Origin of the sequence: Minwuia thermotolerans, assembly GCF_002924445.1 — a bacterium.
GTDB classification, from domain to species: Bacteria; Pseudomonadota; Alphaproteobacteria; order Minwuiales; family Minwuiaceae; genus Minwuia; species Minwuia thermotolerans.
The window spans coordinates 13,000-36,369 of record NZ_PIGG01000053.1 but is presented as its reverse complement, the minus strand read 5'-3'; the positions used below and the strand labels follow the sequence as shown (position 1 = coordinate 36,369).

General features: G+C 64.8%; 27 protein-coding genes. 21 read left to right on the top strand and 6 right to left on the bottom strand.

Translation table 11 applies throughout. From position 1 onward, the window contains the following. Window positions 1-67: 67 nt before the first annotated feature. The 12 genes from CWC60_RS16255 to CWC60_RS16200 all read left to right on the top strand — a co-directional run bounded on the left by CWC60_RS16255 (window position 68) and on the right by CWC60_RS16200 (window position 9,888). Window positions 68-454: an encapsulin-associated ferritin-like protein gene (locus CWC60_RS16255; protein WP_420891164.1), complete on the top strand. Its 387-nt coding sequence runs from the start codon at window positions 68-70 to the stop codon at window positions 452-454. A gap of 11 nt (window positions 455-465) precedes the next feature. Beyond that, window positions 466-1,278 (top strand): family 1 encapsulin nanocompartment shell protein, encoded by an 813-nt coding sequence (locus tag CWC60_RS16250; RefSeq protein ID WP_109794984.1) that lies wholly within the window; start codon window positions 466-468, stop codon window positions 1,276-1,278. 33 nt (window positions 1,279-1,311) lie between these two features. Continuing rightward, window positions 1,312-2,076: a class II aldolase/adducin family protein gene (locus CWC60_RS16245; protein WP_109794983.1), complete on the top strand. Its 765-nt coding sequence runs from the start codon at window positions 1,312-1,314 to the stop codon at window positions 2,074-2,076. 49 nt (window positions 2,077-2,125) lie between these two features. After that, window positions 2,126-2,770 carry a thiamine phosphate synthase gene (thiE, locus tag CWC60_RS16240; RefSeq protein WP_109794982.1) on the top strand — a complete coding sequence of 215 codons (645 nt, stop codon included), beginning with the start codon at window positions 2,126-2,128 and terminating at the stop codon, window positions 2,768-2,770. A gap of 79 nt (window positions 2,771-2,849) precedes the next feature. After that, complete coding sequence (gene efp, locus CWC60_RS16235; RefSeq protein ID WP_109794981.1) at window positions 2,850-3,413, top strand: elongation factor P; 564 nt, start codon at window positions 2,850-2,852, stop codon at window positions 3,411-3,413. A gap of 11 nt (window positions 3,414-3,424) precedes the next feature. Next, complete coding sequence (locus CWC60_RS16230; RefSeq protein ID WP_206419971.1) at window positions 3,425-4,225, top strand: inositol monophosphatase family protein; 801 nt, start codon at window positions 3,425-3,427, stop codon at window positions 4,223-4,225. Between the two features lie 62 nt (window positions 4,226-4,287). Continuing rightward, window positions 4,288-5,295 (top strand): OmpA family protein, encoded by a 1,008-nt coding sequence (locus tag CWC60_RS16225; RefSeq protein WP_125182810.1) that lies wholly within the window; start codon window positions 4,288-4,290, stop codon window positions 5,293-5,295. 33 nt (window positions 5,296-5,328) lie between these two features. Next, window positions 5,329-6,459: a MotA/TolQ/ExbB proton channel family protein gene (locus tag CWC60_RS16220; RefSeq protein WP_109794978.1), complete on the top strand. Its 1,131-nt coding sequence runs from the start codon at window positions 5,329-5,331 to the stop codon at window positions 6,457-6,459. 2 nt (window positions 6,460-6,461) lie between these two features. Then, window positions 6,462-7,817 (top strand): peptidoglycan -binding protein, encoded by a 1,356-nt coding sequence (locus tag CWC60_RS16215; RefSeq protein WP_109794977.1) that lies wholly within the window; start codon window positions 6,462-6,464, stop codon window positions 7,815-7,817. 49 nt (window positions 7,818-7,866) lie between these two features. After that, the gene (locus CWC60_RS16210; RefSeq protein ID WP_109794976.1) at window positions 7,867-8,775 is read left to right on the top strand and encodes an alpha/beta hydrolase; all 909 of its coding nucleotides are present in this window, start codon (window positions 7,867-7,869) and stop codon (window positions 8,773-8,775) included. 10 nt (window positions 8,776-8,785) lie between these two features. Continuing rightward, on the top strand, window positions 8,786-9,376 hold the full coding sequence (locus CWC60_RS16205) for a DUF1214 domain-containing protein (RefSeq protein WP_164516594.1): 591 nt from the start codon (window positions 8,786-8,788) through the stop codon (window positions 9,374-9,376). Beyond that, a complete protein-coding gene (locus tag CWC60_RS16200) occupies window positions 9,373-9,888 on the top strand; it encodes a DUF1254 domain-containing protein (RefSeq protein ID WP_164516593.1) in 516 nt (171 codons plus the stop codon). Before CWC60_RS16205 ends, CWC60_RS16200 begins: the two co-directional genes overlap by 4 nt. Window positions 9,889-9,896: 8 nt before the next feature. Here the strand turns inward: CWC60_RS16200 and CWC60_RS16195 are convergent, their stop codons facing one another. Next, complete coding sequence (locus CWC60_RS16195) at window positions 9,897-10,307, bottom strand: carboxymuconolactone decarboxylase family protein (protein ID WP_109794973.1); 411 nt, start codon at window positions 10,305-10,307, stop codon at window positions 9,897-9,899. Between the two features lie 238 nt (window positions 10,308-10,545). On the opposite strand from CWC60_RS16195, the gene CWC60_RS16190 reads away from it, so the two are divergent. The 6 genes from CWC60_RS16190 (at window position 10,546) to CWC60_RS16165 (ending at window position 13,688) form a co-directional block, all read left to right on the top strand. Then, window positions 10,546-10,884: an AtpZ/AtpI family protein gene (locus CWC60_RS16190; RefSeq protein ID WP_109794972.1), complete on the top strand. Its 339-nt coding sequence runs from the start codon at window positions 10,546-10,548 to the stop codon at window positions 10,882-10,884. Window position 10,885: 1 nt separating this feature from the next. Continuing rightward, window positions 10,886-11,623 (top strand): F0F1 ATP synthase subunit A, encoded by a 738-nt coding sequence (locus CWC60_RS16185; RefSeq protein WP_109794971.1) that lies wholly within the window; start codon window positions 10,886-10,888, stop codon window positions 11,621-11,623. 70 nt (window positions 11,624-11,693) lie between these two features. After that, window positions 11,694-11,921, top strand: a complete 228-nt coding sequence (locus CWC60_RS16180) for a F0F1 ATP synthase subunit C (protein WP_109794970.1) — start codon at window positions 11,694-11,696, stop codon at window positions 11,919-11,921. 71 nt (window positions 11,922-11,992) lie between these two features. Next, window positions 11,993-12,484 carry a F0F1 ATP synthase subunit B family protein gene (locus tag CWC60_RS16175; protein ID WP_109794969.1) on the top strand — a complete coding sequence of 164 codons (492 nt, stop codon included), beginning with the start codon at window positions 11,993-11,995 and terminating at the stop codon, window positions 12,482-12,484. Continuing rightward, window positions 12,484-12,969 (top strand): F0F1 ATP synthase subunit B, encoded by a 486-nt coding sequence (gene atpF / locus CWC60_RS16170; protein WP_109794968.1) that lies wholly within the window; start codon window positions 12,484-12,486, stop codon window positions 12,967-12,969. Before CWC60_RS16175 ends, atpF begins: the two co-directional genes overlap by 1 nt. 128 nt (window positions 12,970-13,097) lie before the next feature. Next, window positions 13,098-13,688: a biotin transporter BioY gene (locus CWC60_RS16165; RefSeq protein WP_109794967.1), complete on the top strand. Its 591-nt coding sequence runs from the start codon at window positions 13,098-13,100 to the stop codon at window positions 13,686-13,688. 81 nt (window positions 13,689-13,769) lie between these two features. Here the strand turns inward: CWC60_RS16165 and CWC60_RS16160 are convergent, their stop codons facing one another. The 5 genes from CWC60_RS16160 to CWC60_RS16140 all read right to left on the bottom strand — a co-directional run bounded on the left by CWC60_RS16160 (window position 13,770) and on the right by CWC60_RS16140 (window position 18,755). Then, window positions 13,770-14,693, bottom strand: a complete 924-nt coding sequence (locus tag CWC60_RS16160; protein ID WP_109794966.1) for a TauD/TfdA dioxygenase family protein — start codon at window positions 14,691-14,693, stop codon at window positions 13,770-13,772. Between the two features lie 119 nt (window positions 14,694-14,812). Further along, on the bottom strand, window positions 14,813-15,604 hold the full coding sequence (locus CWC60_RS16155) for an SIR2 family protein (RefSeq protein WP_164516592.1): 792 nt from the start codon (window positions 15,602-15,604) through the stop codon (window positions 14,813-14,815). 63 nt (window positions 15,605-15,667) lie between these two features. Next, window positions 15,668-16,693 (bottom strand): ParA family protein, encoded by a 1,026-nt coding sequence (locus CWC60_RS16150; RefSeq protein ID WP_109794964.1) that lies wholly within the window; start codon window positions 16,691-16,693, stop codon window positions 15,668-15,670. A 113-nt stretch (window positions 16,694-16,806) separates the two neighbouring features. After that, window positions 16,807-17,253 (bottom strand): DNA polymerase III subunit chi, encoded by a 447-nt coding sequence (locus CWC60_RS16145; RefSeq protein ID WP_109794963.1) that lies wholly within the window; start codon window positions 17,251-17,253, stop codon window positions 16,807-16,809. Then, entirely contained in the window at window positions 17,250-18,755 is a 1,506-nt protein-coding gene (locus CWC60_RS16140) for a leucyl aminopeptidase (RefSeq protein ID WP_109794962.1), read from the bottom strand. The genes CWC60_RS16145 and CWC60_RS16140 overlap by 4 nt, the downstream gene beginning before the upstream one ends. 175 nt (window positions 18,756-18,930) lie before the next feature. Here CWC60_RS16140 and CWC60_RS16135 point away from each other — a divergent pair, with 175 nt between their 5' ends. Genes CWC60_RS16135 through CWC60_RS16125 form a run of 3 tightly spaced genes read left to right on the top strand, consistent with a single transcriptional unit; the run spans window position 18,931 to window position 23,290 of the window. Further along, window positions 18,931-20,046 carry an LptF/LptG family permease gene (locus tag CWC60_RS16135; protein WP_164516591.1) on the top strand — a complete coding sequence of 372 codons (1,116 nt, stop codon included), beginning with the start codon at window positions 18,931-18,933 and terminating at the stop codon, window positions 20,044-20,046. A 2-nt stretch (window positions 20,047-20,048) separates the two neighbouring features. Next, window positions 20,049-21,152 (top strand): LPS export ABC transporter permease LptG, encoded by a 1,104-nt coding sequence (gene lptG / locus CWC60_RS16130; protein WP_109796379.1) that lies wholly within the window; start codon window positions 20,049-20,051, stop codon window positions 21,150-21,152. 2 nt (window positions 21,153-21,154) lie between these two features. After that, window positions 21,155-23,290: an LPS-assembly protein LptD gene (locus CWC60_RS16125; protein ID WP_109794960.1), complete on the top strand. Its 2,136-nt coding sequence runs from the start codon at window positions 21,155-21,157 to the stop codon at window positions 23,288-23,290. The last annotated feature ends 80 nt before the right edge of the window (window positions 23,291-23,370 follow it).

Below are 23,370 nucleotides of genomic sequence, written 5' to 3'. Positions count from 1 at the left end.
ATTGTCCCGCCCCCTTTCGATAGGCCAAACTTGCCACCATCTAGTCGGTTCTGCCAAGTCGAGGAGGATTGGAATGTCCAGTGAAGGTCTGCATGAGCCGATCGAACGCCTGTCGGAAGAGACCCTGGATCTCCATCGGGCGATCGTCAGCCTGATGGAAGAGTTCGAGGCTGTGGACTGGTACCAGCAGCGCGTCGACGCAACCGGCGATGCCGAGCTCAAGGCGGTGCTGGCCCACAACCGCGACGAGGAAATCGAGCACGCGGCGATGAACCTGGAATGGCTGCGCCGGAACATGCCCAAGCTGGATGAGGAGCTGCGCGCCAACCTGTTCACCGAGGGCCCGATCACCGGTCATCACGGTGAAGACGGCGACGCGGGCGAAGCGCACGAAACGCATGGTGGACCGGCCGGCGGGAACGGCGATCTGGGCATTCGCAGCCTGAAGGCGTGAGGGAGAGGACGATGGATGATCTGAAGCGGAACCTGGCCCCCATCACGGCGGAAGGCTGGGCGGAAATCGACGAGACGGCCGCCGACACGCTGAAGTCCGTGCTCGCGGCCCGGCGGGTGGTGGACTTCAATGGTCCTCTCGGTTACCGGCATGACGCCGTCGCCACCGGTCGTGTGACGCGGCTGTCCGAGCCGGTTTTCGAGGGCGTCGAGGCGCGCAGCCGGGAAGTGCTGCCGATGGTGGAACTGCGCGTCGATTTCGACATCGCCATGCGGGAACTGGACGACCTCGCCCGAGGTGCGCCGGACGCCGACATCGACAGCGTCATCGAGGCCGCGCGCAGTATCGCCATGGCCGAGGACCGCATGGTGTTTCACGGTTATGGCGCCGCCGGCGTCGAAGGAATCATGGAACGCGCCGGCGATTCCGTGGGGCCCGCGCCCGAAGACGCCACCGCCTGGCCGCGCGTCATCGCCGAGGGACTCGACCGGCTGACCGCAGTAGGGGCGCACGGTCCCTATGCGCTGGTGGTCGATTCGGACCTCTATACCGGTCTCCAGAGCGCCGTGACCACCGAAGGCCGGCGCGTGCTCGACCATGTCCAGCGGCTGCTGGAGGGCCCGGTCATTCCCTGCCGCTCCCTGGACGGCGGCGTGCTGCTGTCCACCCGAGGCGGCGACTTCGAGCTATTCGTCGGGCGGGACTTCGCCATCGGATATTCGTCTCATGACGCCGAGCGCGTGCGCCTGTATATTCAGGAGACGCTCACTTTCCGCGTGATCGGTGACGAGGCCGCACTGTCGCTGCCCGTCGCGGCCGGCTGAAGCGGGAAGCACTGCCGGGAGGAAACGTGAAACATGCCTGATACCGCACCGATCGTGAAATCCGTCCGCGACAAGGTCTCGGACGCCGAATGGGAGGTCCGCGTCGATCTCGCGGCCTTCTACCGTCTCGTCGCCCACTATGGCTGGGACGATCTGACCGCGACCCATATCTCGGCCCGCGTGCCGGGCGAGGACGCCTTCCTGCTCAATCCGCACGGGCTGTTCTTCGACGAGATCACGGCGTCCAGCCTGGTGAAGGTGGACTACGACAACAACGTGCTGCTGGACGGCGGCTATCCGATCAATCAGGCGGGCTTCACCATCCATTCGGCGGTGCTGAGCGGCCGGCCGGACGTGACCTGCGCGGCGCACACCCATACCCGCGCGGGCATGGCCGTCTCCGCCATGAAGGACGGGCTGCTGCCGCTGGCCCAGACCGCGCTCCGGTTCCACAACCGCCTTTCCTATCACGACTACGAAGGCGTCGCGCTCGACCACTCCGAGCGCGAGCGCCTGATCGGCCACCTGGGCAAGAACAAGGCGATGATCCTGCGCAACCACGGCCTGCTGACCTGCGGCGAGTCGGTTTCAGAGACCTTCAACTTGCTGTTCTATCTGGAGAAGTCCTGCCAGCTTCAGGTCGATTGTCTGGGCAGCGGCCGCGAACTGCACCTGCCGGACGAGGAAACCTGCGAGTTCACCGCCCAGCAGTTCGACAAGTTCTCGCCGCTGGGCAAGCGCGACTGGCCGGGCCTGCTGCGCAAGCTCGACCGCATCGATCCGGGTTTCCGGGCATAGCCGTACGGTCCATGTTGCATCGTCCGCGGGGCGGGTCTAACAGGACGGCATGACCGATGAATCCTCCTGCCGTCTCTATCTGATCACCCCGCCGGCGATCGACCTCGGCGCCTTCGCCGAGGATCTGGTCGCCGCGCTGGACGGCGGCGACGTCGCCTGCCTGCAGCTTCGCCTGAAGGGCGCTGGCGATGACGACGTGCGCCGCGCGGTCGAACGGCTGATGCCGCTCGCGCACGCCCGGGACGTCGCCTTTCTGATCAACGACCGGCCCGACATCGCCTTCGAGATGGGGGCGGACGGTGTCCATGTGGGCGCGGATGACACGCCCTATCCGGAAGCGCGCGCCATCGTGGGCGACGACGCGATAGTCGGCGTCTCCTGCTACGACTCGCGCCAGCGGGCCATGGAACTGGGCGACGCGGGCGCGGACTATGTCGCCTTCGGCGCCTTCTTTCCCACCGCCACCAAAACGCCGAAGACGTCCGTGACGCCGGATGTCATTGAAATCTGGTCTTCGATGACCACTGTCCCCTGCGTGGCCATCGGCGGGATCACCGTGGAGAACTGCGGTCCGCTGGTCCGCGCCGGCGCGGATTTCCTGGCCGTGGTCAACGGCGTCTGGGGCCGCGAGGGCGGCCCCGGAGCCGCGGTCGCCGCCTTCGAGCGGGCGATTGCGGCCAACCGGCCAAGCTGATAGACAACCGCAGCCTCGCGGCGGCCCGGCCCCGGCCCGGCGCGCCGCCATCCATTCAGATCACCGGACCCATCGAGCCATGAAGATCAACGGAAACGCCATCCGTCCCGGCAACGTCATCGAGCACAAGGGCGGCCTCTGGCGCGCGATGCGCATCCAGCACACCCAGCCGGGCAAGGGCGGCGCCTATCTGCAGGTGGAGCTGCGCAACCTGCGCGACGGCAGCAAGCTCAACGAGCGCTTCCGGTCCTCTGAGACGGTGGAGCGCGCGCGCCTCGAGCAGCGGGACTATCAGTACCTGTTCATGGACGAGAACATGATCACCTTCATGGACACCGAGAGCTACGAACAGATCAACATCAACAGGGAACTTGTCGGCGACGACGCGGTCTACCTGCAGGACGGCATGATGGTTCAGGTGGAGTTCCACGAGGAGGAGCCGCTGGGCGTTATCCTGCCTGAGCACGTCACGCTGGAAGTCACGGAGACCGAGCCGACCGTGAAGGGTCAGACCGCGGCCTCCAGCTACAAGCCGGCGATCCTGAACAACGGCATGCGCTGCATGGTGCCGCCTTTCGTCGACGTCGGCGAACGGATCGTGGTCGCCACCGCCGAAGGCGCCTACGTCAAGCGCGCCGACTGATCGCCAGTACCTTGCGCAAGACAGCCAACATAAACGTCATGGAGCGCGCGGCCCGCAAGGCGGCGCGCAACCTGCTGCACGATCTGGGCGAGGTCGAGCAGCTGCAGGTGTCCCGCAAGGGTCCGGCCGATTTCGTCAGCACCGCGGATCTGCAGGCCGAGAAGACCCTCCGCGAGGAACTGTCCAAGGCCCGTCCCGATTTCGGTTTCATCCTGGAGGAGGCTGGCCGCGTCGAGGCGCCGGACGGCGACAGCTACTGGATCATCGATCCGCTGGACGGCACCACGAACTTCCTGCACGGCATTCCGCATTTCGCCATCTCAATCGCGCTGATGCAGCGTGGGGAGATTCAGGCCGGCGTCATCCTGGAACCCGTGCGCGACGAGTTGTTCTACGCCGAGAAGGGCAAGGGCGCGTTCATGAACGACCGCCGCCTGCGCGTGTCCGGCCGCACGAAGATGGCGGACGCCCTGCTGGCGACGGGCATTCCCTATATGGGCAAGCCGGGCCACGACACGCTGCTGGCCGAACTCAGGGCGCTGACCGACAGCGTTTCCGGCATCCGCCGCCTCGGCGTCGCCTCGCTGGACCTGGCCTATGTCGCCGCCGGCCGTTTCGAGGGCTTCTGGGAGCGCGGTCTGCAGCAGTGGGACATGGCCGCCGGCCTCATCCTGATCAGGGAGGCCGGGGGTCTGGTGACCGACATCGGGGGCGGGCGGAAGATGCTGGAGACCGGCGACGTCGTCGCCGGCAACACGTCGATCCACCCGCTGCTTCTCAACGCGCTCAAGAAGGCATCGGCAAGTACCTGAGAGGGCTGGCAATCCTGACCGGTTGCGATATCCTCCCCGGCATGCGGGATGAGAGCAACCGGGTGAGCAGACTGCCAGGGATCGGCGCCGGCGCCGTGATCCTCGCTGCCTTGGCGGCGGCGCCTGCGATGGCCCAGTACGACGGCGCCACCATCATCATCGACGGCGGCGGCGTGCGCACCGCGGACGACTACGCGCCGCCTTCCGTCTCGGTCGACCCGACCATGGCCGTGCGCCCGGGATCGGTCCTGGGCTCCAGCGTTCCCGACAGGGCAACGAAGCCCTTCAACACCTCGCGCGGCCCGGTAATGGCGCCCACGGATACGTCCCTTCCGCCGCACCAGGCCAACCGCGGCGACCGCCGCATCACTCTTCGGCCACCTGGTCAGGATGGCAGCCGGCCGGTCCCGGCTCCGCGCGCCAGCGTCCGCGCCGAACCGGCCGCGCCGCAGCCCGCCCCGAAGAGGGCCGCCGAACCCGCCCGTGAACAGGTCCGCGCCGCCCCGGCGCCCCAATCCAGGCCGCAGCCGACTCCCACGCCGGAGCCGGCCCCGCAACCGCGTCCTGAGGCGGTGCCGGAGCCGAAGCCCGAATCCGAAAGGGTCCGCGTGGCCGCCCCCGCCGCGCCCGAGACCGTCGAGCGGCCTGCGCGCCAGGCAGCGGCGCCGGCGCCTGCGCCGCGCCCCGAGCCTGCCCCCGCCCCCGAACCGGCGCCTGAACCCGAGCCCCGGGTGGCCGCCGTTCCGGCCCAGGCCGCCGCACCGGGTGTCACGCGAATCCTGTTCGAGGGCGCGGAGGTGGATGTACCGGCCGCCGAACGCGACAAACTCACCGAGATCGCCCGCGCGGTGCAGGACGGCAACGACCGTATCCAGGTTCGCGCCTATGCCGATTCGGAGACCGAAACCAGTGACTGGAAGCGGCGCGTGTCGCTCAGACGCGCGCAAACCGTGCGCCGGATCCTGCTGGACAACGGGGTCGAGAGCTTCCGCATCCTGGTGCGCGCGCTCGGCGAGCCCGCCGATGAAGGACCGGGCAACCGGGTGGATGTCGAAATCGCGTCGCGCTGACGTGGCGGACCAGATTCAGGAACCCCGAGACGCATGACCCAGCCCTCAGCCTATCTCACGCGGATACTCGTCTTCCTGGTGATCGTTGTCGGCGTCATCGCCGTACTGCACGAACCCATCATCCGTGCCTTCATGACCAATCCGGCGCTGAACGGCCTGATCGTCGGCGTGTTGCTGATCGGCGTGGTCTACGTCCTGCGCCAGGTCTTCCAGCTGCGGCCGGCGGTGCGCTGGGTGGAGACCTTCCGGCGCAAGGAACCCGGCCTGTCGACGCAGTCGCCGCCGGCCATGATGTCGCCGTTGGCTACCATGCTGCAGGACAAGAAGGGGCGGGTCAGCCTGTCGACGCTTTCCATGCGCTCGCTCCTCGATTCGATCGCGGCGCGGCTGGACGAAAGCCGCGACATGTCGCGTTACCTGATCGGCCTGCTGGTGTTCCTCGGTCTGCTGGGCACCTTCTGGGGCCTGCTTGAAACGATCGCATCGATCGGCGACACGATCAGTTCGCTGTCCGTGGAGGGCGTCGAGTTCGGCGCCGTCTTCGACGATCTCAAGCGCGGGCTGGAACAGCCCCTGGAGGGCATGGGCACCGCCTTTTCGTCCTCGCTCTTCGGCCTTGCCGGTTCGCTCGTGCTGGGTTTTCTCGACCTTCAGGCCTCTCAGGCGCAGAACCGCTTCTACAATGACCTGGAGGAGTGGCTTTCCAGCTTCACGCGGCTGTCCAGCGGGGGCGGGCTGGCCGAGTCCGAGGCCTCGGTTCCTGTCTACGTCCAGGCCCTGCTGGAGCAGACCGCGGACAGCCTGGACAACCTGCAGCGGATCATGGCGCGGTCCGAGGAATCTCGTGGCACTGGCAACCAGACGCTGCTCCAGCTCGCCGAACGGCTCGCCAGCCTGACCGACCAGATGCGCGCCGAGCGCGACCTGATGGTGAAGCTTGCCGAGGGTCAGATGGAGATGAAGCCGATCCTGCAGCGTATCGCCGTCGCGACCGAGCAGGGCGGCGACAGCTCGATGGAAACCCACCTGCGCAATCTCGACGTCTATGTCGCGCGGCTGCTGGAGGAGACAACCTCCGGCCGCCAGCACTCGGTCGACGAGATCCGCGCCGAAATCAAGGTGCTGACGCGGACCATCGCGGCCATCGCTGACGAAGGGCGCTGATCATGGCGCTGTTGCGCGGCGGCCGTTCCCGCAACGAGGCCAATATCTGGCCGGGATTCGTCGACGCGCTGGCCACGGTCCTGCTGGCCATGATCTTTCTGCTGTCGGTTTTCGTGCTGGCGCAGTTCTTCCTCAGCCAGGCCATCTCGGGCCGCGACGAGGAATTGATGCGGCTCTCCGAGGAGATCGCGACGCTGCAGAGTATCCTGTCGAGCGAGCGGCGCGCCAACGAGGATCTGCGCCGCAACGTCTCCCAGCTTTCGGCGGCGCTGAGTTCGTCGACCGCGGAGCGGGACGAACTGGCGCTGCAGATCGCCACCCTGCGCGAACGCGCCGAACAGGCCGAGGGCGAACTGGAGCGGCTGCAGAACTTCACCGAAGCCGACCGGGCCGAGCTCGAGGCGCAACTCGCCGAGCTGCGCGCGCGGGAGGCCGCCCTGGCTCGCCTGCGCGACGAATCGGAGACCAGCCGGGCCGAGGCGGAGCAGTCCCTGCAGGAACTGCAGACACTCTACTTCCAGTCCCAGGACAGGGTCGCGGAACTGGAAGAGCAGCAGGTCGAAGCGGAGACCCGCATCGCAAATCTGCAAGGGGACCTGGAGGACACGACGGCCCGGCTGCAGGCGACGCTCGACGAACTGGAAGGCCGCGAGGAAGAACTCGACACGGCCCGGGAGGCGCGGGAGCGCACGGCTTCGGAACTGACGGAAGAACAGCGCATTTCCGAGGCTGCGCGCCGGCAGGTGCATCTGCTGAACCTGCAGATCGCGGATTTGCGCAAGCAGCTGAACGACATCCAGGCGCTGCTGGACGAGTACGAGGCCCGCGATGAGGCGAGCCAGGCGCAGATCGCCGATCTGGGGCGGCGGCTCAACAAGGCGCTGGCCAGCCAGGTGGAGAAGCTGGCGCGCTACCGCTCCGAGTTCTTCGGCCGCCTGCGCGAGGTGCTGTCCAACCAGCAGGGCATCCGCATCGTCGGCGACCGCTTCGTCTTCCAGTCCGAGGTTCTGTTCGAGACCGGCAGCGCCGATCTGGGCGTGGCCGGTCAGATCCAGCTCACCAAGCTGGCCGACACCCTGAAGAACGTGATGGACAGGATTCCCGACGACATCAACTGGGTGCTGCGCATCGACGGCCATACCGACGCCCGGCCGATCAGCACGCCGCGTTTCCCGTCGAACTGGGAGCTGTCGGCGGCGCGCGCCATCGCCGTGGCCAAGTTCCTGACCGAACAGGGCATTCCGCCGGACCGGCTGGCGCCGACCGGCTTCGCCGCGTTCCATCCGATCGAGCCGGGCGACAGCGAACTCTCCATGCGCCGCAACCGCCGCATCGAACTGAAGCTGACGCAGCGGTGATCCGCGCCGCCTTTGTCCGCCCACGCCGGTGGCCCGGCGGCGCTGGGCCATGAGCTGGCAGGCGAGGCTGGCGCACTGGTTGCTGTGGCTGCGCTTTCGCCGCCGCAGCCGCGAGATGGAGGCCGCGACGCCCGAGGCCATTGCCGCCGAGTTCTCCCGCATGGCCAGCAGTTCCCGGCGCTGGCTGCCCAGTCCCCCGCGGGATCTGGTCGTCGAGGCGACGCCGCGCGGCGAATGGCTGCGGCTGGACGGCAGCAAGGCGGTCCGCTCGGTCTTCTACTGCCATGGCGGCGGCTATTTCTGGGGCTCGCCGCTGGACTACAGGGACTTCGGCTGGCGGCTGGCGCAGGCGCTGGAGGCCGAGGTCTTCCTGCTGGACTACCGCCTGGCGCCGGCGCATCGCTGCCCCGCGGCCCTGGATGATTCGCTATCCGCCTGGCGGGCGCTTGTCGCCGATGGCCTCGATCCGGCCCGCACGGTGATGGCGGGCGATTCGGCCGGCGGCGGTCTCGCGCTGGCGACCCTGATGGCGCTGAGGGACGCGGGCGAACCCCTGCCGGCATTGGCCTGCCTGATCTCGCCCTGGACGGACATGACCGGCGCCGGCGCATCGCTTCGCACCCGTTATCGCGCCGATCCCATGCTGAGCCCGGCCGGGTTGCAGGCGGCGGCCACGCTCTATTGCGCCGACGAGGTTCCGTTCGACGACTGGCGCGCCTCGCCGCTTCTGGGCGACCATCACGGTCTGCCGCCGACCTTGATTCAGGTGGGCGGCGACGAGGTGCTGCTTTCCGACAGTGAGCGGTTGCACGCCAGGCTGGCCGCCGCCGGCGTGGTCTCCGAACTCAGGGTCTGGCCGGGCATGTATCATGTCTGGCATCTGGGTGCGGCCTTCGTGCCCGAGGGCCGCCGGGCCATCGGCGAGCTGGCGCAGTTCGTGGCGCGGAAAATGCCATGAGGGGGCGGGGATGAACTTCGACTGGAGCCGTGTGGTCTTCGTGCTGTCGGTTCTCATGGTTTCGAGCGTGCTCGGCGTCGGATCCGCGCTCTATGCCGTGCGCACGGTCGCCGAAGTCGAATCCTTCCACAACGGGCCCTGGCGGACGCACGCCACCTATGGCGAGGAAAGCCCGACGCCCTGGCTGCGGACGGCCCAGGCCATGACCGGTCTGTTCGCCCTGCCGCGGGCGCAGGCGCTGTACTTCACCGCCGACACCGACAGCCGGGGCCAGCCGCTGGTGGAGGAATGCCTGTATCATCTGACCGGACGGCCGCCGGCGGGCGAGTGGTGGTCGCTGGCGCTCTACGGCCGCGACCAGTTCCTGGTTGCCGATCCGGGACGGGGCGGCGCGGTAGACGCGGGGACGGTGCAACTCCGGGGCGACGGACGGATCGAGATCACGGTCGGCGGGCCGCCGGGCGCCGCCAACCGCCTCGCCGTCGAGGGGGCGGGCGGGTTCTTCAGCCTCACCCTCAGAATCCACGGCCCCGACGAGACGGTCTGGCGCCGGCTCGATGAAGCGCCGCTCTTTGCCATCGACCGGGGGGCATGCCGTTGAACGCGCGGACCATCTTCCGCTGGGCCGTCTTCACGGCCCTGGCCTCGGCGCTGATCCATGTCGTCGTCGTTGCCGTGATGCCGTGGATGGCGATGAAGCGCGTCTTTGCCGAGACCGGCGACCGCTTCGGCTACAACCGCATGATCCACGCCGCGCCCGTCGACGCGGCGGCCCGCATGCTGCCGCGCCCGGCGCCCGATCTGGCCTACTCGATCTGCCCCTTCGACCTTGCCGCGGGTCCGGTGCGGATCGTCTTCGGCGAGACCGGCGACCGCGCTTCGGTCACCGCCTATGGCGGTGACACGGAGAATTTCCTCACCCTGACCGGCGCGGACCTCGCAGCCGGCGAGGTGACGCTCGCCACGGAGGCGCAGGCGGCGGACCTCGGCGGCCGGGCGGTCGTGGCCCCGGGCGAGAAGGGCGTGGTCCTGATCCGCCGTCTGGTCCGGCGTCCGGCCGACTGGGACAGTGTCGAGCGTGAGCGCGACGACATCGCCTGCGGACCGGCGTAGGTCCCGCGCTACCCGGCGTGGTCGGCGTCGAATTCCGGGTCGACCGGCACCTTCATGCCGTTGACCAGGTGATTGGTCCGCGCCGCGGTGGAGACCACCCGCAGGAGGTCCGCATACTCCGCGCTGGTCATGCCCCGGGCGCGTGCGGACGCGGTGTGGGAATGGATGCAATAGTCGCACGAATTGGCGATGGAGACGGCGATGTAGATCATTTCCTTGGTCTTGCCGTCCAGCGCGCTGTCCTTCGCCATGACGTCGCGGACGTCGGTCCAGACCTGCTCCAGCAGGCCCGGATCGAACGCCAGGTAACGCCAGAAGTTGTTGATGAAGTCCGTGCCGCGCGTCGTTCGGATGTCGTCGAAGACAGCCTTCACGCGGGGGTCGGTCTCGGCGTCTCGGGGCGGTCGGACGGTGGCCATGGCTGGGCGCTCCTCGCTGGCTTGCGGGCTTCTACTGCGGGCCATCGTGGACCCCGGGAGCGGCGCGGCCAAAGTGCGGATCGGTGCGTCATTTGGTCCGCTGGGGCCGCGTTGACCACCCCCCGGGGGCGTCATAGGTTGCGCCCGCTTCCGAACCGGATCACGTTCGGGCCATGGGTACCGTGATCATCAATCATCGCCTTGAGCGGAGCGCGGCGTCGGCCGGCGGGACCGGTCGATGAGCGACGATGAGCGCGGAAAGTGGCGCGATCGTGTAGGGACGCTGGAAGCCCGCATCAAGGCGGCGCGCGAGTCCGGCCACATAGGCCGGGACCCGGAGCGGGCCGAGGCGCGGGATAGGTCGAGGGCGGACGGCATCGCCTGGCGGATCTCCGCCGAGCTGGTGGCGGCGTTCCTGGTCTGCGGCTTCGTCGGCTGGTGGATCGACGAGTGGATCGGAACGCGACCCTGGGTCTTCCTTGCCGGGTTGCTGATTGGCGGCGCGGTGGGTATCAGGAACGTGTACAGGGTGGCCATGAAGTTCCAGAAGGCCGCCGAGGAACGAGAGGACGGATAGCGTGGCCGCAGGCGAAAGCCCTCTGCATCAGTTCGAGATCACCCCGATCGTCCCGCTGGAGATCGGCGGCGTCGACGTATCCTTCACGAATTCCGCGCTGTGGATGGTCATCGCGGTGATCGTCACCACGGTGCTGCTGACCGTCGGCATGCGCGGCCGGGCCATGGTGCCGGGGCGGCTGCAGTCGGTGGCCGAGATGAGTTACGAATTCATCGCCAACATGGTGCGGGACAATGCGGGATCCGAAGGCCGGCCCTATTTCCCGTTCCTGTTCACCCTGTTCTTCTTCATCCTGTTCTGCAATCTGCTGGGGATGGTGCCCTACAGCTTCACGCCGACGAGCCACATCATCGTCACCTTCGCGATGGCGCTGGTGGTCTTCATCGGTGTGACCCTGATCGGCATCTTCAAGCACGGTGTCGGCTTCCTGAAACTGTTCGTGCCCTCCGGCGTGCCCCTGCCGCTGATGTTCATCCTGGTGCCGATCGAGATCATCTCCTATTTCGTGCGGCCGATCAGCCTGAGCCTGCGACTGTTCGCGAACATGATGGCCGGTCACACCATGCTGAAGGTCTTCGGCAGCTTCGTCGTCTCGCTGGGCATCATCGCCGGCTGGGCGCCGCTGCTCTTCATCGTCGCGCTGACCGGTCTGGAGATCGGCATCGCGCTGCTCCAGGCCTATGTGTTCACCATTCTGAGCTGTCTCTATCTCCACGACGCCCTGCATCCCGGGCACTGAGCCGGAGAGAGCCGGAAACTTCGAACTTCGATCATCATCCTCAACCTGAATTGAAGAGGGACTTAGGAAAATGGAAGCTGAAGCCGCAAAGCTGATTGGCGCCGGTCTGGCCACCATCGCGCTCGCCGGTGTGGGCGTGGGTATCGGTAACATCTTCGGCAACTTCGTCGCGGGCGCGCTGCGCAATCCGGGCGCTGCCGGCCGTGTGTTCGGCAACGTGCTGCTGGGCTTCGCGCTCACCGAGGCCGTTGCGCTGTTCGCGCTGGTCATCGCGTTCCTGATCCTGTTCGCATTCTGATCGGCGCGCCTTCGGGCGCGTCCCTTTCCGCGAACGCGAACACGTAACGTCAACAGCGAGGCCACGGGCTCATGCCGCAGCTTGCTGCAGAAACCTTTGCATCCCAGATCGTCTGGCTCGCGATCACTTTCGTGATCCTTTACCTGATCATGGCGCGGGTGGTCATCCCGCGGATCGGCGGGATCCTGGAAGACCGCGAGCAGCGAATCCGGTCGGACCTCGACAAGGCCGAGGAGCTGAAGTCGGAGACCGACAAGGCGATCCGGGACTACGAGGCCCGGTTGGCCGAAGCGCGCTCCAGCGCGGCGAATATCGTCGCCGGCATGAAGGCGGAGATGAACGCCGAGATCGACAAGCGCCGCCAGGAGATCGAGGCCGAACTGGACCAGCGTCAGACCGAGGCGGAGAAGCAGATCGCGCAGCAGCGTGACGCGGCTCTGGCCTCGCTGGACGACGTCGCCTGCAGCGTCACCGCGGCCCTGGTTCAGAAGCTGTCGGGCGCGGCGCCGTCGGACGACCGGGTCAGCCAGGCGGTTTCGGCCGCGCGCGAGGGAGGCCGCTGATGTTCGCAGATCCGACATTCTGGGTCGCCGTCGCCTTCGTCCTCTTCTTCGCGCTGATGATCTATCTGAAGCTGCCGGGGAAGATCGTGGCGCAGCTCGACGCCCGCGCGGACCGCATCCGCGGCGAGCTGGAGGAGGCCAAGCGGCTCCGGGAGGAGGCGCAGTCCCTCTACGCCGACTACCAGCGCAAGGCCGAGGAGGCGGTCCAGGAAGCGGACCGCATCGTCGAGCACGCCCGCGAGGAAGCCGAGCGCACGGCCGAGAAGATGCGGTCGGACATGGAGGCCGCGCTGGAACGCCGGAAGGCCCAGGCGGAATCCAAGATCGCCCAGGCCGAGCAGCAGGCGATCGACGAGGTGCGCAACCGCGCCGTCGACATCGCCACCGCCGCGGCCGCGCGCATCCTGCGCGAAGAGCTGAAGGGCGACGCCGGCAACCGGCTGATCGACGACGCCATCGGCAGCGTGGGACGCCACCTGCACTGAGCATTCCGCAAGGAAGCAACAATCAGGGGCTCCGGCGTTGCCGGAGCCCCTTTTTTGCGCCGGCGGGAACGGGGAGGTCCATTCCGCCGACGCAGCGTTCTGTCCAAGAATCCCGGGGGTACGAACACATGAGATCAACGGCAGCGCCGCTTGACGGCATCGGAACGAGCCATCGGTTCACGCGTTCGGCCTGGTTCCTTGCGTTCATGGTGATGGGCACGATCATCCTGACCATGTCGGCGAAGGCGAAGGTGCCCATGTGGCCCGTCGAGATGTCCCTGCAGACCCTTGCCGTATTCACCATCGCGGCCACGTTCGGCCTGCGCCTCGGAATGGCTACGGTCCTGCTCTATCTGATGGAGGGTGCGCTCGGCATGCCGGTGTTCCAGGGTACCCCGGAGAAGGGCCTTGGCGTCGCCTACATGGCAGGTCCGACGGGGGGCTACCTGGCGGGTTTCGTCGCCGCGACCGCCATTGTCGGCTGGGCCTCGGATCGGGGCTGGTGGCGCAACCCGCTCAAGATCGGCGCGGCCATGCTCCTCGGCGAAGTCGCGATCCTGGCCCTTGGCGCGCTCTGGCTGGCCTATCTGCTGGGCGTGGATATGGCGATCGCCTACGGTATCGGCCCGTTCATCGTCACCGATCTCGTGAAGCTGGCTCTCGCGGCGGGCCTCGCGACGGTTCTCGGCGGTTTCATCGCCCGCCTGTCGCGCCGCTGAGTTGAGCGCTCTTGCGGCCACGAAAAAGGGCTCCGGAGTTGATCCGGAGCCCTTTTCCTTTCAGTGCGGCCGCCGCCGCCATTACCCGGCGGACTGGGCCAGCGCCGGTTCGCGCTCTCCCGAGCCCCCCGGCGCCCTGCCTTCCAGCCAGGGCCGTTCGCCCCTGACCGTGGTGCGGTGGAGCAGGCGGCGGTAGCCGTCATAGTCGTTCATGGCGTTGTGCTGGACGCAGCGGTTGTCCCACATGGTCAGTGTGCCCGGCGCCCAGCGGACGCGGCAGGTCAGCTCGATGCGGGTCGCGTGCGCGTGCAGGAACTCGAGCAGCGGCCGGCTCTCGCGTTCGCTCATGTTCTCGAAACGGATCGAATAGACGGGATTGACGAACAGCGCCTTGCGGCCCGACTCCGGCACCGTGCGGACCGCCGGATGGGCCAGCTCCGCATGCGCCTCCTCGGTGTTGTGGATCTTCATGGCGCGGTTGAACTTGCCGAACAGCTTGTTGCCGACGCCATAGGGACGCCGGGCCGAATGCATCACGTTCAGTCCTTCCAGCATGGCCTTCATGCCGTCGGAAAGCGTGTCGTAGGCGAGGTACATGCTGGCGAAACAGGTGTCGCCGCCGAAGGGCGGGATCTCCTTGGCGTGCAGGATGGTGGCCCGGGGCGGCGCCTCCTGGAAGCTCCAGTCGGAGTGCCAGTTGCCGCCGAAATTCAGCATGCCGGACTCGCTGGCCTCCTTGAGGACCTCGATGACTTCCGGATGCTCCTTCATGGTGTCGACATAGGGCTCGAAGCCGAACTCGCCGAAGCGGCGCGTAAAGCGTTTCTGATCCTCGATGGACATGTCCTGGTCCCGGAAGACCAGCACCGAATGATCGGTGAAGGCCTGCTCGATCTCCTCGAACACCGGGTCGGGCAGCGGCATTGTGAGATCCGCGCCCTCGATCTCCGCGCCCAGCACGCCGGTCAGCGGCATGACCCGGATATGGTGGTAGATGCTATTCATCGTATTCTAATCCTCCCCTTTGTGGGTTTGTGACAGCCACCAACCTAAACTTATGCCATCCGTACTCAGAAGCGCGATTGAAACAAGTTCGATCCTAAAAATTATCGTGCCCAATTCTATCACGGAATACCGAACCGCGCCCGTTCGGCCTTTACTGCGTCTCTCAATTCTTTTACGGCCTCCGGAAATTCCTGGTGTATACCTTTGGGGTATTCGACGAACGATACATTAAATGTTTCATTCAGGGCTTTTCGAAGAGACGGGTGCTCGAATTTAGACACAAGCGCATAGTGTGGATGATCGGTTCGAGATCTGGCATGAATTCTTTCTAAAATCAACTGAATATCGGGATCATTTATAGAGTATCCAAAAAATAATACAGTATTTACCGTCGAAAGGGCTTCAACAATATCATATATACCTGGATTATTGGCCTTTGCTTTAAAATAGGGCTGCCGGTCCAGTATGATACTGCTCGGATCGGTGATGCACCCATGTAGTTTTAGAATAGTCCGAGATGGAGATCTGAGATCAGCTAAAAAATTGTCATATTTATAAGTTCGAACTTGGTAGGCTATGGCGCCGCCGCTATGGTATTCAAAATTCTTTTCAAGAAATTGATCGTAATTTGTGGTTATGCATACCTTAAAATCTAAATCCAGTAGGTATCTATAAATCTCTGCTTGAGGTGGCGGTGTAAATAGAAATTTATTCTCAAAAATAGCCCGTCTTTCAACCGGCGACAATAGTGAATTTATCAATTCAGCGGCATCAAGAAGCCGGTCTCTACGGATCAGACTTTTGACAAGGGCCACATCTTTCTTTTTATCTACGCGCTCTGCCAGTTCACTTAATAGGTCGGGCCAGTTAGGAAGTGTGGGCAATGCCGATTTTGTGACGCCGGAGCCCACGAATAGAATTGCTCTTCGTTCCGCTATTTCACGGACAAGTGTATTTGGCCAAGAAACGGGCACTTATACCCTCTCTCCGATAGTTTCGGCCAATTCGCCGATAATGTTGCGGTAGCGTGCAGCCTGTCCAAATTGACTTCCAACTAGCCCATCCTTAGATTCGAGCGCAATAATTGGAGCGTTCGCGCTCTGCGCCATCGGAATCAGGCTATATAGATTTGGAACATCACCCAGGTGTGGAGTTGCCATATTGTTCGCGACAAAGCTGCTAAGATAAGTGTCTATCTCTCTGGGTATATCATTCAATATTCTCTCATATGCTTTAGTGGGTCGCCGAACTCCAGCTTTTGCTTTGGCAATGTATTGTTGTAGTGTGAAGCCTATGAAACCCCTCTTTATTGAAATATCTGTCATAATACTATATTTTTCTAAACCTCCAGGATTCAATCTGTCGGACTGTTCAAGACCTACTTCATAATAATCAATCCAACTGCTCATCCAGCGGGAAATATTACGAATACCCAGGACACTAAATGCATCGGCGCCAAGTGGGACAACAAAGTAGTCAGAGCAAAGAAGAACAGATCTATTTAATGCCCCTAATGATGGGCTGACGTCAATAAAAACAATATCGTAATCTTCTTCTAAACCGCGTAAATAAGACCGTAGCCAGTTTGTCACACGGAAGCCGCCGGCCTTTCCGGTAGGCAATTCGGCCCAAGATCCTGATAATTCGTCCTCGAATGTTGAGAAACGGGGATGGCCGGGTAGCAGATCGACACCGAAACGATTGCTGCTTGATCTCAGAGGTCTTATTCGAGAATTTATGTCGGCATCTCCACTTAGAATTGGATCCACAACGTCCAGTATTGTTTTTGATTTAGTTTCTTCTTTGTTATTTTTTTCTGGCCAATATAAATCAATAGTCTTGATATCACCTAGAACAAGTTGAGTAATATTGCATTGCGGATCGCAGTCAATAATAAGAACCCTCTGTTTTTTCTCTAGGGCAAAATATGCAGCGATATTTTCAGTGAGTGTCGTTTTTCCAACGCCACCCTTGTTATTAAAAAATGATATTGATTTCATAGTGTTTCCCACACATTGGCGAATGCGCAATATTCTATAATATCTTTGTCCGCGAAGAAACCCTGTCTGCAATGCTCATGGGTGACGTTCCAGAGTGAGCGGCGGGGATGTTCTTATGTGCCCCGTTCCCAGCCGCGCTCGCCCTGTTTCCAGTAGGTGCAGACGTGGCCCGCCGCACGGGCCGCCTGCCAGCGCGCGCGGGCGGCGGCCACGGCGTCCTCGTCCAGGCCGTTGAACATGTCCAGACAGCGGGCAAAATCCGACTTGTCCGCCACGTCGCGGCCGTCGACCAGGATCAGCACCTCGGCGGCATTGGGGTTCTCCGGCTCGGCGGTGAGCCAGATCGGCTGCCGCCCGGCATCGCCATCGCCGGCCGCGCCGTGGGGCAGGAACGAGGCCTTGTCATAGCTCCACAGATGCGCGTCCAGGCCGCGCACGCGCTCCTCGGAGCCCGCCAGCACCACCGCGCGCATGCCGCGCTCCAGCACCTTTTCCAGCAGCTCGGGCAGGGCCCGTTCCAGCGGCTTGCGGGTCAGGTGATAGAACGCGACTTCCGTCATTTGCTCTCGTAGTGGCGGCGGACCAGTTCGTCGAGGACACGGACGCCGAAGCCTGTGCCGCCCTTGGGCGTCGTCGGCCTGGCGCTGCTGGACCAGGTAACGCCGGCGATGTCGAGATGCGCCCAGGGCACATCGTTGACGAAGCGCTGCAGGAACTGCGCGGCGGTGATGGAACCCGCGCCGCGGGCGTTTCCGATATTGCGCATGTCGGCAATGTCGGACTTCAGCTTCTTGTCGTAGTTCTTGTGCAACGGGAAGCGCCAGAGCTTCTCGTCGACGGCCTCGCCGGCTTCCATCAGCCGCGTGGCCAGCCGGTCGTTGTTGGAGAACAGGCCGGCGTACTCGTCGCCGAGCGAGATGATGACGGCCCCGGTCAGCGTGGCGAGGTTGATCATGAACTCGGGCTTGAAGCGGTCCTGCGTGTACCAGAGGGCGTCACAGAGCACGAGGCGGCCTTCGGCGTCGGTGTTCAGCACCTCGATCGTCTGGCCCGACATGGAGGTGACCACGTCGCCGGGGCGCTGCGCGTTGCCGTCCGGCATGTTCTCGACCAGGCCGACCACGCCGATGACGTTGGCCTTGGCCTGACGTCCGGCGAGCGCCGCCATGGCGCCGATGACGGCGGCGGAGCCGCCCATGTCCCACTTCATGTCCTCCATGCCGGCGGCCGGCTTGATGGAGATGCCGCCGGTGTCGAAGGTGACGCCCTTGCCGACGAAGGCGATCGGCTTGTCGTTCTTCGCCCCGCCGTTCCACTGCATGACGACCAGCCGGCTTTCCTTCTCGGAGCCCTGGCCGACGCCGACCAGCGCGCCCATGCCGAGCTTCTTCATCTGCGCCTCGCCCAGCACCTCAACCTTGACGCCCAGCTTGGTGAGTTCCTGGCAGCGGTCGGCAAGGGTGGCGGGATAGAGGATGTTGGCAGGCTCGCTGACCAGATCGCGGGTCAGGAAGACGCCGTCGACGACCTTGTCCAGTGCGGCGAAAGCGTCGCGCGCTGCGGCTGCGCCGCGGGCGCCGATGGCGAGCTGCTCCAGGGAGGGCTTGTCCTCGTCCTTCAGCTTCGTGTGGTAGTGGTCGAAGCGGTAGCTGGCCAGCCGCGCGCCCATCGCGATATGCGCCTGGGCCGCACCCTTGGTGAGTTTCGACTTCGCGGCCAGATCCTCGGCGTCAATGATCACCTTGGCCTGCTTCGCGCCGCAGTTGGCGACCGCCTTGAAGGCGCGGCCGCCGATCAGTTCCAGATCATGGGAAGACAGGGACTTGGTCTCGCCGAGGCCCAGCAGGACGATCAGGTCCAGCCTGGTGCCACGCGGCGCGGCGATGGTCTGGCTCTGCCCGCTTGCGCCGGTGAAGCGGCTGGCGCGCAGCACCTGTCGGATGGCGCCTTCGGTCTTCTCGTCCAGGGCCTTGGCGGCAGGCGTCAGTTTGCCGTCCTTCGCGACGCCGACGACGACGACGCCGCGGCCCGGAATGCTTGCGCCGGAAATCGAGATATCCATCTGTCTCATCCCATTGAAAAACTGTCGGACAGATATATCGCAAGCTTTGCCGGGCCGTGTAAATGGGGCGCTTTGCGTCCGCCAGGGCCTGCGACGGCGCAGGTGGCCCGGATGCACGCGGCAAGGCATCCCAAGCGGGTTTCACAGGCCGCTGAGGTCGCTATACTCCGCCGCCATGCGTCATCTGACCGGCTACATGATTCGCGCCGCCGCGGGCCCTACGGCCTTCGTGACGATGGTGCTGACCGGGATCATCTGGATCCTTCAGGCGCTGCGTTTCGTCGACGAGATCATCAACTATGACATGTCGATGGGCGCGTTCTTCTACATCTCGTTCTTGCTGCTGCCGCAGCTTCTGCCTGTGACGCTCCCGATCGGCCTGTTCTGCGGGATGCTCTACGCCTACTGGCGGATGTCGTCGGACAGCGAACTCGTGGTGATGCGCGCCGCCGGTCTCAGCCGCATGGCGCTGGCCGGGCCCGGCCTGCTGCTGGCCGGATTCTGCGCGGTTTTCGTCGCCTCGATGACGTTCTACTTCATGCCGATGGCGAACTCGACCATGCGCGACACCCGGTTCGCGTGGAAGTACATCTACTCCACCGTGGTGCTGCGCGAGGGCGCGTTCACGCCGCTCAAGACCCGTCTGACGGTCTATGTCGCCGAACGGCGGTCCGGCGGCGAGCTCCACGGCCTGCTGATTCACGACGAGCGCGAGCCGGGCAAGTCGGTGACCATGATGGCGGAGCAGGGAACGCTGATCCGCGCCGAGGAAGGCCCGAAGATTCTGCTGCTCAACGGCAATCGCCAGGAGAAGGATCATGAGAGCGGCAACATCAACGTCCTCTACTTCGACCGCTACAACGTCGAGATCGATCTGGTAGGCAGCAATGCGCCGGTGCGCGTGGCCAAGATTGAGGAACGTACGATCGAGGATCTGTTCCTCATCGATCCGGGCGACTTCGACCGGGCGACCTATCACAGGATCCAGGCGGAAGGGCACAAGCGCGTGGCGTTGCCGCTGTTGACCATCGCCTTCGCCCTGATGGCGATCGCGACGGTGCTCTATGGCGAGTTCGACCGGCGCGGCGTCGGCGCGCGTATCTGGGTCGGTTGCCTCAGCGCAGGCCTGTTGCAGGCGGCCGTACTGGGGCTGACCCAGGCGGCGGCGACGGAGCCTTTCTTCAATACGCTGGTCTATGTGCTGCTGTTGGCCGCGATCGCCGGCAGCCTGTTCCTGATGCGGGCCGGCGCGGGCATGCCGACGCCGGGACCGGCGCCGATGGCGGCGTGATCATGCTGCGGACGCTTCCCACCCTGACCCGCTATCTGATCCGTCAATTCCTGCTCGGTGCCGGCCTGGTCTTCGCGCTGCTGTCGCTGGTCATGTTCACGGCCGAAGTGATCGATCATGTGCGCCGCGCCAGCGGCGTCGACGAGATCGGGCTGGGGCTGATCGTGCAATTCGCCCTGCTCAAGATGCCATCCGTGATCGAGAAGCTCTGGCCATTCGTTGTGCTGTTCGGAGGCATGCTGGCGCTGACCCGGCTGTCGCGCTCCAACGAACTGGTCGTGGCGCGTGCCGCCGGCGTCTCGATCTGGCAGATCCTGACGCCCCTGGTGCTGTCTGCGGCTGTCATCGGCGCCATTCTGATCACGGTGCTGAACCCTCTGGCCGCCGCCCTGACGGGGCAGTACGAGCAGCTCGCGAGCGCCAAGTTCCAGGGCGAGACGAGTCGCATCACGGTCTCCGACAAGACCGGCCTCTGGCTCCGGGAGGTGAACGCCGAAGGCCATCAGGTGATCCATGCCTGGTCCGCTTCGGCGCAGGGCACTTCGCTGGACAACCCGACCTTCTTCACCTTTACCCGGAACAACAGCTTCGTGCGCAGGATCGACGCCGAGAGTGCGGAACTGTTCGACCGGCAATGGAGGTTGAAGAACGCGGTGGTGACGGAACTGGACCGTCCGCGTCAGGAGCGAGAGACCATGCTGGTGCCGACCCGGCTGACGGTGGCGCAGATCATTGACAGCCTCGCGCCGCCGCAATCGCTCTCGTTCTGGGAACTGCCGGCCTTCATCGAGCTGCTGGAGAAGTCGGGTTTCAATGCGCTCGCGCACCGGCTGCACTGGAATTCGCTGCTTTCCCTGCCACTGATGCTGGCCTCGATGGTCCTGCTGGCCGCAACCTTCTGCATCCGTCTCAGCGTGCGCCGCGGCGTCGTCGGGCTTGTGTTCTTCGCCGGCACGATGGCGGGGTTTGCGATATTCTTCGTCACCGACGTGGTCGAGGCGTTCGGCTCCGCAGGCAAATTGCCCGTGGTGCTTGCCGCCTGGACGCCGGCGGCGGTCACCACCATGACGGCCATCGCGGCCATGTTCCATCTGGAGGACGGCTAGGAATGGCGCCGCGCAGGCCGCTCCCGATTCTGCTGCTGTTCGCCTTTCTGTGGATGCCGCTCGCCGCGGCGGCGCAGGTGAACGACCTGCCGGTCGAGCTTTCGGCCCGGGAAATGATCTATGAACAGGAACTGGGCGTGGTGACGGCCCGGGGCGACGTCGAGATCCTGCAGGGCGAGCGGGTGCTGTTCGCCGACACCGTCACCTACAACGAACGCGACGAGGTCGTCACCGCCAGCGGCAATGTCGTGTTGCGGGAACCTTCGGGCGACGTGCTGTTCGCCGACTACGTTGAACTGACCGACAACTTCAAGCAGGGCGTCGTCGAGGAGCTCAAGATCCGCCTCGCCAACCGGGCGCGCATGGCGGCGCGGCGCGCCCGCCGTGAAGGCGAGAACCGCACGATCCTGGAGCGCGTGGTCTACACGCGCTGCGAGGAATGTCCCGAACATCCGGACCGGCCGCCGATCTGGCAGATCAAGGCCAACCGGGTCACGCGCGATCTGGACAAGGAAATCGTCGAATACCAGAACGCGCGCCTGGAAATGTTCGGCGTACCGGTCTTCTACGCGCCCTACTTCTATCATCCCGACCCTACGGTCGAGCGGAAGTCCGGCTTGCTCGCGCCCATCGTCGGCTCGTCCACCGAACTGGGCTTCCAGTACTCACAGCCGGTCTACCTGGTCCTCGACGAGGACAAGGACATGACCCTGACGCCACGCTTCCTGACCAAGGAACTTCCGGTTCTGGGGGCGGAGTACCGCCAGCAGTTCGACGCGGGGCGCTGGGATACAGACGTCTCGCTGACCTATGTCGATGAGGTGGTGGGCCGCACGCAGACCGGCGACAAGGAGTTCCGCGGTCATTTCCGCTCCAAGGGCGACTTTCGTATCGACGAAGGCGCCGACTGGGGCTTCAACCTGTTCCGGGCCAGCGACGACACCTATCTGCGCATCTACGATATCGGCGGCGGCAACACACTCACCTCGACGGCCTATGTCACCGATTACGATGGCCGGCGATTCCGCGGGCTGGAGTTCTTCTCCTTCCAGGGCCTGCAGGAGAACGATGACGACGGCGCGACGCCACTGGTGATGCCGCTGGCGACGTGGCAGGACACCTTCAGCCCCGGCGTGCTGGGCGGACGGGTCGACTACACCTTCGGCGGCGTGGCCCTGCAACGCACCAGCGGTCGCGACACCCGCCGGCTGTCCTTCGACGGATCCTGGGAACGCCAGGCCGTCGACCCCTTCGGCGGTCTGACGACCTTCGGCATGCATTTCCGCGCCGACGGCTACATGGTTTCCGAAGCGCAGGACACCGACCCTACCGCCAGCGAGAACGACTACTACGAGGGCCGCATCTGGCCGCAGGCGACGCTCGACTGGCGTCTGCCGCTGGTACGACCGGCCAACGGGCACTTCCAGAAGATCGAGCCGGTGGTGCAGCTCATCGGATCTCCGGCCGGCGCCAACCCGAACGATATTCCCAACGAGGATTCGCTCAGTTTCGAGTTTTCCGACGCCAACCTGTTCGACCGCAACCGCTTCGTCGGCTTCGACCGCGTGGAGAGCGGCTCCCGCGTCAATTACGGGGTGCGGATGGGCGTCTATGGCGACGGCGGGGGCGAGAGCGAGTTCCTGATCGGGCAGTCCTTCCGGTTCAACGAAACCAGTGCCTTCGGGCCCGGCACCGGACTCGACGACCGTCTCTCCGACGTGGTCGGGCGGCTGCTCATCGCGCCGACCGACTCGATCGACTACACATTCCGTTTCCGGGTCGATATGAAGGGACCGGACCTGGATCGGCACGAGCATCGCCTGAGCCTTCGCGACGACTGGTACAGTTTCAGCCTCGGCTACATCTCCGTACCGCGTGTGGGCGGCGCCGTGGCGGTCGGCAACACCCAGGAGCTGACCACGGAAGGCACGTTAAACTTCGCCGAGAACTGGCAGGTCCTCGGCGCCTATCGCGGCGACCTCGACCGCGGCGTGCCGATCCGCTTCGAAGGCGGTCTGCGCTACGAGGACGAGTGTTTCGACTTCCAGCTCGGCGTCGTCCGCGATTTCACCAGCGACCGCGATCTGGAGGCGTCCACCTCCGTCTTCGTGCGGATCAGTCTCACCGGGCTGAACTAGCTCAACCCCGGTGTCCTGGCTGCAACTTGCCGGTTGGAAGAACCACCGCGCTGCGCTAGAGCAGGCGCGAATTCGATGGA